Origin of the sequence: uncultured Amnibacterium sp., assembly GCF_964244015.1 — a bacterium.
GTDB lineage: Bacteria > Actinomycetota > Actinomycetes > Actinomycetales > Microbacteriaceae > Amnibacterium.
The window spans coordinates 1-7087 of record NZ_CAXTHO010000139.1 but is presented as its reverse complement, the minus strand read 5'-3'; the positions used below and the strand labels follow the sequence as shown (position 1 = coordinate 7087).

General features: G+C 71.7%; 9 protein-coding genes. 6 read left to right on the top strand and 3 right to left on the bottom strand.

The genetic code is table 11. The annotated features are described in order from the left end of the window. Positions 1 to 279: 279 nt before the first annotated feature. The 3 genes from ACFE67_RS13150 to ACFE67_RS13140 form a co-directional block, all read right to left on the bottom strand. On the bottom strand, positions 280 to 1281 hold the full coding sequence (locus ACFE67_RS13150; RefSeq protein WP_375407329.1) for a glycosyltransferase family 4 protein: 1002 nt from the start codon (positions 1279 to 1281) through the stop codon (positions 280 to 282). Continuing rightward, the gene (locus ACFE67_RS13145; RefSeq protein ID WP_375407328.1) at positions 1278 to 2390 is read right to left on the bottom strand and encodes a helix-turn-helix domain-containing protein; all 1113 of its coding nucleotides are present in this window, start codon (positions 2388 to 2390) and stop codon (positions 1278 to 1280) included. The genes ACFE67_RS13150 and ACFE67_RS13145 overlap by 4 nt, the downstream gene beginning before the upstream one ends. 79 nt (positions 2391 to 2469) lie before the next feature. After that, entirely contained in the window at positions 2470 to 3267 is a 798-nt protein-coding gene (locus ACFE67_RS13140) for a YsnF/AvaK domain-containing protein (RefSeq protein ID WP_375407327.1), read from the bottom strand. Positions 3268 to 3547: 280 nt separating this feature from the next. Here ACFE67_RS13140 and ACFE67_RS13135 point away from each other — a divergent pair, with 280 nt between their 5' ends. From ACFE67_RS13135 to ACFE67_RS13110, 6 genes are all read left to right on the top strand, one after another. Continuing rightward, complete coding sequence (locus ACFE67_RS13135) at positions 3548 to 4201, top strand: hypothetical protein (RefSeq protein WP_375407326.1); 654 nt, start codon at positions 3548 to 3550, stop codon at positions 4199 to 4201. A gap of 5 nt (positions 4202 to 4206) precedes the next feature. Then, entirely contained in the window at positions 4207 to 4893 is a 687-nt protein-coding gene (locus ACFE67_RS13130) for a YsnF/AvaK domain-containing protein (RefSeq protein WP_375407325.1), read from the top strand. Next, the gene (locus ACFE67_RS13125; RefSeq protein ID WP_375407324.1) at positions 4890 to 5381 is read left to right on the top strand and encodes a YsnF/AvaK domain-containing protein; all 492 of its coding nucleotides are present in this window, start codon (positions 4890 to 4892) and stop codon (positions 5379 to 5381) included. Before ACFE67_RS13130 ends, ACFE67_RS13125 begins: the two co-directional genes overlap by 4 nt. After that, complete coding sequence (gene aqpZ, locus ACFE67_RS13120; protein WP_375407323.1) at positions 5374 to 6231, top strand: aquaporin Z; 858 nt, start codon at positions 5374 to 5376, stop codon at positions 6229 to 6231. Before ACFE67_RS13125 ends, aqpZ begins: the two co-directional genes overlap by 8 nt. Positions 6232 to 6281: 50 nt before the next feature. After that, positions 6282 to 6458, top strand: a complete 177-nt coding sequence (locus ACFE67_RS13115; protein ID WP_375407322.1) for a hypothetical protein — start codon at positions 6282 to 6284, stop codon at positions 6456 to 6458. Between the two features lie 214 nt (positions 6459 to 6672). Then, positions 6673 to 7087: AAA family ATPase (locus ACFE67_RS13110; protein ID WP_375407321.1), on the top strand; the 415-nt coding region annotated here is incomplete at its 3' end.

Sequence of the window (7087 nt, the reverse complement as noted above, 5' to 3'; positions counted from 1 at the left end):
GGGGCGAGCGCCATCGCGGTGGACAGCGAGTGCGTGAAGGTCGCGAGCCCGCATCGGGTCGGCGGGAAGGTGGACAGGAAACCGAAACGGGTCATGGTCGGGGCCTCACGTGACGCCGGGCACCGGGCGGGGCCCGGTTCGCTCGGCTGTGTCGAGACGTCTGCCGATTGGCATCCCCCGTGGAACCGCGGCATCGGCGCGACGGTCCGGTTCACGCCATCGTACGAATCGTGTTCGCGAAGGACGCCCTGCAGTGCACCGTACAGGAGGGGGAGGACCTCAGCCCAGGATCCGCTCGTAGACGGCGACGTACTCGTCCACCATCCGGTCGACCCCGAAGCGGCGGGCAGCCCGCTCGCGGACGGCAGCGCGATCGAGCTGCGCCGCCCGCGCCACGGCCTCGACGGCGGCGTCGATGCCGTCGACGGCGAACCCGGTCACGCCCTCGTCGATGACGTCGGACATGGAGCCGCGCCGGTAGGCGACGACGGGCGTGCCGGTCGCCATCGCCTCCACGACGGACAGCCCGAAGGGCTCGTCGAAGTGGATCGGATGCAGCAGTACGGTGGCGGACCCGAGGATCCGGGACCGCTCCCCGGGCCCGACCGAGCCGAGGAACACGACCGCGTCGCCGTCGATGTGCGGGGCGACGTGGTCGGCGAAGTAGGCCTCGTCCTGCACGATGCCGCAGATCACGAGCCGGCGACCGCTCCGCCGCGCGATCTCGATCGCATCGGCCGTGCCCTTGTCCGGATGGATGCGGCCGAAGGCGACCAGGTCGCCTCCCGCTGCCGCGGAGAACGGCAGCTCGGCCAGGTCGATGCCGTGCCGCACGGTCGCGACGTACTGCAGCAGCGCCGACCGGTCGGCGTCGGAGATCGACACGTAGTGCGATCGGGCGGCCGCGTAGGCGGGCAGGATGCTCGGGCCCGAGAACCCGTGGATCGTCGTGACCAGCGGAGCTCGCCACGAGGCCGCGAACGCCAGTGGCAGCCAGTCGAGATGGTTGTGCACGATGTCGAACGATGCGGACCGGTCGAGCACGTGCGCGACGTGCAGCGCCTCCCACACGCGGCCGTCCATGCTCGCGTCCTCCGCGTAGCCGTGGGGCACGACCGACTCCAGCGTCGCGGCCGTCGCCGAGTCGGCCGTCGCGAAGAGGGTGACGTCGTGACCGCGGGCGACGAGCCCCTCGGTCAGCAGGCCCGCGACCCGCTCCCACGGCCCGTAGTGACGCGGCGGCGTGCGCCAGGCGACGGGGGCGAGCACCGCGATCTTCACGGGACGGGTGACTGGTCCGAAGCAGCCCAATCGATGGGGATCGCCGCGCCGGCCGTGCGGTCGGCGCCCGGTGTCCCGCTCTCGCCGAAGCGTTCGTCGGCCTGGACGAGGTCCGCCTCGGCTGCGCCGTAGTCGTCGGGCGACGATGCGGGGGTCTCCGTGCCCCGGATGCGGTGCAGGGTCGCGCTCGGTGCCTCGCCGTACTCGTTGCGGTAGTGCGTGGAGAAGCGGCCGCTGTTGGCGTAGCCGAATCGGCGTGCGATGTCCGCGATCGTCGTCCCGACGTTCGCCTCGTCGACGAGGGCCGATCGAGCCGCCTCCAGCCGCAGCTGCCGCAGATGCAGCAGGGGCGCGACGTCCAGCTGGCGGATGAACGCCATCTGCAGCCCTCGGACGGAGACGCCGGCGGCCTCCGCGATCTCGGGAACGGTGATCGGCTCGGTCAGATGCGCCCGCATCTCCGCGATCGCCCTGCGGATGATCGTGCCGTCGCGGTCGGACGCGTCCTCCGATCGATTCGTCAGCTCGAACGCCTCCACGATGATCGCGGTGAGCAGATCGACCGTGGCCGACCTGACGAGGTCGCGGGCGTACACCTCGGGCGCGCCGAACGCGTCGGAGGTGAGCAGCTGGGCGGTGCGCCGGAAGTACTCCGCGAGCTCCGGGGAGCAGGGGTCGATCCGGGGCGCGTGCAGGCGGACCGCTGAGCGCGGAACGCCGAGCAGCCGAGCGAGCGGAGCGGCCGGGATGGCGAAGAGCTGCAGCCGGGCCGCCGACCATCGCAGCTCGGCGTCCGCGCTGATCGGGATCAGTCCCAGATCCTCCGCGCCGAGTCGGATCCGCATCCCTCCGGTGATGAGCGTCGCCTCGCCCGCCTCGACGAGCACGACGAGCAGCTCGGCCGCTCCGGGCACATGCAGGCGGATGCCGTCGCCGCGCGCCTGGATGCTCGACACGGTGACGCCGTCGTCGACCAGTGACACCTGCTCCCAGGCGACCGCACCGGACCGGGTCGCGACCCTCGCGGCGCCGAGCACCGCCCGCATCGCCGTCGTCGCAGCGACCGTGTCGGTCGCGCTGTACTGCAGGCGGAGCAGGGTTTCGACCACCGCGCGACTGTAGACCCCGGCCGGCGCAGCGCACCGGGGAGGGCCCGTGCGGCCCTCCCCGGTGCATCCATCGGAAGCGTCAGCGGCGGTCGATGTCGGTGTCGATCTCTTCGTGGGCGACGTTCTCGGTGACCTGCTGCTGTTCGGTGACGGTCTCGGTGGCGAGCTTGACCCGCTCCACCGGGACGGTCTCCTTCTGCACCACGGGACGCTCCTCGGTCAGGACGACCTCGTGCTCCTCCTCGCTCAGATCCGGTCCGCTCAGCGCATCGCCCCGGTTCGCGTCCGTGATGGGCTCCCGCTCGAGACGGACCTCCTCATGCGACACCGGCACCGTCACGGTCTGCTGCTCCGTCACGACATGCTTCCGCAGACGCACCCGCCCCGACTCGACCTGCTGCGTCCCCACCCGCAACCGCTCCTCCGAACGCGTGAACGCGTCATCGGTGTTCGGACCCGACGTGTCGTGCCCGACCGTGCCCTCGGTGTCGAGCCGGCCGGTCGCGGCGGTGTCGGTCTCCGTCAGTCCCGCGGGCGAGCCGCCGACGCCGGAGGCGGTACCGGCGCCGTGACCGTCGTAGTAGTCGAAGATCGTGCCCTGCTCGTCGTCCGAGATGGCCCCGTCGGCGTCGACGTTCGGTGCGCCCTTGATGGTCGCCTTGTCGTACGCGACGCGCAGCTCACCGTCGGTGAAGTCGGCGCCCTGCAGCGGGACGAAGGACTCGCTCGTGCCGAACAGACCCGTGTGGACCGTGACGAACAGGGGCTGCGCGCCGTCGTCCGAGACGTACACCTGGCCGACCGAGCCGACCTTGTCCCCGTCGCGGTCGATGACCTTCGCGGTGCTGATGCGGTCGATGTCGTTCGTGCTGATCATGCTGGTTCCTTCTGTTCGAGTGGGTCGAAGCCGTGCGATGCCGGCCGGAGCGCCGCGTCGCGGTTCGACGTGGTGGCGGGCGGGCAGGCCCCGCGTGCGGTCGGGGAGTGCGTCCGCGACCACTACGAGACCCGGCATGCCTGATCAATGACTGGGTGCGGATCGTGTGCGACCTGTGCATGCGCGAACGGTCCGTCGAACTCGGATGCGGGCCCTGGATCGGCTCTCCATCGCCTGCGCGGGTCCGCTGCGCGGACACGCCCGCCCCTACCGTCGCGTCGTGACCGACACCCGACCCCCTGACGATCCCGCCTCCTCCGTCTCGGCCGTGCCCGCGACCGGCTCCTCCCGTCTCGCCTCACCCCGTACCGACGCGGAGACCGAGGGCATGCGGGTCGTGCAGCGGGAGAAGGACCAGTTCTCCGGCATGCGGTTCTTCCTCGGCTTCTTCGGCTGGTTGACCGCGACGGGCCTGACCGTGCTCCTCCTCGCCGTCGTCGCAGGGGTGGGCGCGCTCGCGGGGGTGCAGAACACGTCCGGCGGGCAGCAGATGCAGGCGGCCGGCATCGGCGGCGCGATCGTGCTGCTCGTGGTGCTGCTCATCGCCTACTTCAGCGGCGGCTACGTCGCGGGGCGCATGGCCCGCTTCAGCGGACTCAAGCAGGGCCTCGCAGTCTGGCTGTGGGCCCTGATCATCGCGATCGTGGTCGGGGTGATCGGTGCGATCGCGGGCAGCCAGGCCGGGATCGCGAGCCAGCTGAGCAGCATCCCGCAGCTGCCGTTCTCCTCCTCCCAGATGACGGTCGCCGGCATCGCCTCGGCCGTCGCCGTGCTCGTGATCACGCTCGTCGGGGCGCTGCTCGGCGGCATCGTCGGCATGCGCTTCCACCGTCGCGTCGACCGCGCAGGCATCGCGCCCGCCCCTCGCGGCTGATCCGCATGGCGTTCACCAGCGACGACATAGCGACCCTGACCGGCGCGACGGTGCTCGACGCGGACGGCGACGCGGTCGGCAGGATCGGCCTGGTCTATCTCGACCCGGACGGCGCGCCCTCGTGGGCGACGGTCCGCACGGGCTTCCTCGGCTCATCCGAGTCCTTCTTCCCGCTCGACGGGGCCGTGCTCGAGGGCAGGTCCCTTCGGGTGGCCTTCACGACCGATCTCGTCCGGAGCGCACCGCGCATCGAGTCCGAGGAGGAGCTCACCGCCGAGCAGACCGACGAGCTGCTCCGCCACTACACGGCCGCGGACCCCACGACCGAGGCCGAGCTGATGCTGTCGGAGGAACGGCTGCGGGTCGGTCTGCAGACGGTCGAGCGGGGGCGGGTGCGCCTCAGGAAGCACATCGTCACCGAGCAGCGAACCGTGCGTGTACCGGTCACCCACGAGGTGGCGACGCTGGTCCGCGAGCCGATCGCCGAGGGCGAGATCGCTTCCGCAGCGGAGCTCACCGAGTCGGATCACGAGATCGTGCTGCACGGGCAGGTCGTCGAGACCGCCAAGGAGACCGTTCCGGTCGAGGTGATCCGATTCGGCACGCGCAGCGTGACCGAGCAGCTGCAGGTCACCGAGGACGTCCGCAGGGAGATCCTCGACACCACCGACGTGGATGGGAGAACCCGATGAGCGACGACACGATGACGAACACCGACGCGGTGAACACCGACGCGACGACGAACACCGACGCGACGACGAACACCGACGCGACGACGAACACCGACGCGACCGGCGTCGGCCTGGTCCGCTCGGAGGAGCGGCTCGCCGTCACGACGCGTCGGGTGCCGATCGGCCGCGCCGTGCTGCGGAAGCGGATCGTCGTGGAGCGGCGGACCATCACGGTCGACGTGGCGCACGAGGAGGTGGTCCTCGATCACGAGCCGTTCGACGGCGACGAGACCGATGCCGCGCACGGCATGCACCTGGCGCTTCCCGAGGTCGTGCTCCACGAGGAGCAGATCGTCGTCACCAAGCGCATCGTCCCGGTGGAGCGGGTGCGGGTGCGGGTCGACTCCGTCCAGGAGGAGCGACAGGTCACCGCGGAGCTCCGCCGCGAGCAGGTCGACGTCGTGCACGACTCGGAGCCCGCCCGGACGGATGGAACGATCCGTGGCTGATCGCACCGGCGCCCCCAGGGGTCGTCCGGCGGGCGCGCGCGCCGGCGCAGCCCGAAGCGGCCGTCCCGCTGCGACCGCCACGGCGGCCGAGACGGGGCACGACCGGCAGGACGGGATCTGGATCAAGCTCGCGGCCGAGACGTTCGGCACCTTCGTGCTGGTGCTCGGTGGCTGCGGCAGCGCGCTCATCGCCTCGGACTTCGAACGGGACGGGACGCAGCTCGGGATCGGCTTCCTCGGCGTCGCCCTGGCGTTCGGGCTCACCGTCCTGATCATGGCCGTCGCGGTCGGCGGGGTCTCCGGAGGCCACTTCAACCCCGCCGTGACCGTCGGGCTGGCGGTCGCGCGTCGCACGCCCTGGCGCGACGTCCCCGGCTACATCGCCGCGCAGGTCGTCGGCGCGGTGCTCGCATCGACCGCGCTGTTCGTCATCGCGTCGGGTCGCAGCGGCTTCGACGCCAGGGATTCGGGATTCACCAGCAACGGCTACGGCAGCCGGTCACCGGGCGGCTACGACCTCGGCGCCGTCGCGCTCACCGAGGTGCTGCTGACCGCGATCTTCCTCGCCGTCATCATCGCGGCCACCGGCGACGACGCGCCCAAGGTGCTGGCTCCGGTCGCGATCGGACTCACGCTCACGCTGATCCACCTCGTCGCCATCCCCGTCGACAACGCCTCCGTCAACCCCGCCCGATCCCTGGGCGCGGCGCTGTTCGCGGGTACGGCGGCGCTCGGCCAGCTCTGGGTGTTCCTGGTCGCGCCGGTCGCCGGCGCCGCGGTCGCGGGACTGCTGTTCCGGGCGGTCACCGGGCTGCGTCCCGGTCTCCGGGGCCGGGGGTACGTGTCATGACGGCGCCGAACCGCCCCCGCGCCCGGGGTCCCGTCCCGATCGGAGCACGCGTGATCACGATGCCCGGACCCGCTTCCCGCTACGTCGGTCTGCGCTGCACCTCGGTGAGCCGCGACGGCGTCCGGTGCGAGCGGGAGGCAGGGCACGCGGAGGTGCGGGGCCGGGTGGGTCAGCTGCACCGGGCCGCCGTGAACGGACTGCCGGCGGTATGGAGCGAGCGGGACTGATCGCCGGGCAAGATCCGTCCACCTCGACGATGTCGCGCGGACACGGCTCGTTCCGCCACCGCACGCGAGCGCTACAGCAGGACTCAGCACCGATAGCAGGTCAGGATCCGCGAACGTGTCCTGCCGTCGCTCCTGGGTCCTGCCGTCGTGCTCCGGCCGAGTTGCGGTGGGCGGCGCGCCCGGTCGTGTCCGAGGCCGCGGTTACTCTCGTGCCGTGGTCACCGCCCTCTATCGCCGCTACCGGCCGGAGACCTTCGCCGAGCTCATCGGGCAGGCGCACGTCACCGATCCGCTGCGCACTGCCCTGCGCACGGACCGGGTCAACCACGCCTACCTGTTCAGCGGCCCGCGCGGCTGCGGCAAGACCACCTCGGCGCGCATCCTCGCCCGCTGCCTGAACTGCGCGGAAGGACCGACGGACACCCCGTGCGGCGTGTGCCCCAGCTGTTTCGAGCTCGGGCGGGGCGGCGGCGGCTCGCTCGACGTCGTCGAGATCGACGCGGCCAGCCACAACGGTGTCGACGACGCCCGCGACCTGCGCGAGCGCGCGGTGTTCGCGCCCGCTCGCGATCGGTACAAGATCTTCATCCTCGACGAGGCGCACATGGTGACGCCGCAGGGCTTCAACG

What these genes read in the sequence shown, in the direction of transcription:
- ACFE67_RS13125 (WP_375407324.1), top strand. Translation starts at nt 4,890, where the DNA reads ATGAGCGACGACACGATGACGAACACCGACGCGGTGAACACCGACGCG.
- ACFE67_RS13140 (WP_375407327.1), bottom strand. Translation starts at nt 3,267, where the DNA reads ATGATCAGCACGAACGACATCGACCGCATCAGCACCGCGAAGGTCATC.
- ACFE67_RS13130 (WP_375407325.1), top strand. Translation starts at nt 4,207, where the DNA reads ATGGCGTTCACCAGCGACGACATAGCGACCCTGACCGGCGCGACGGTG.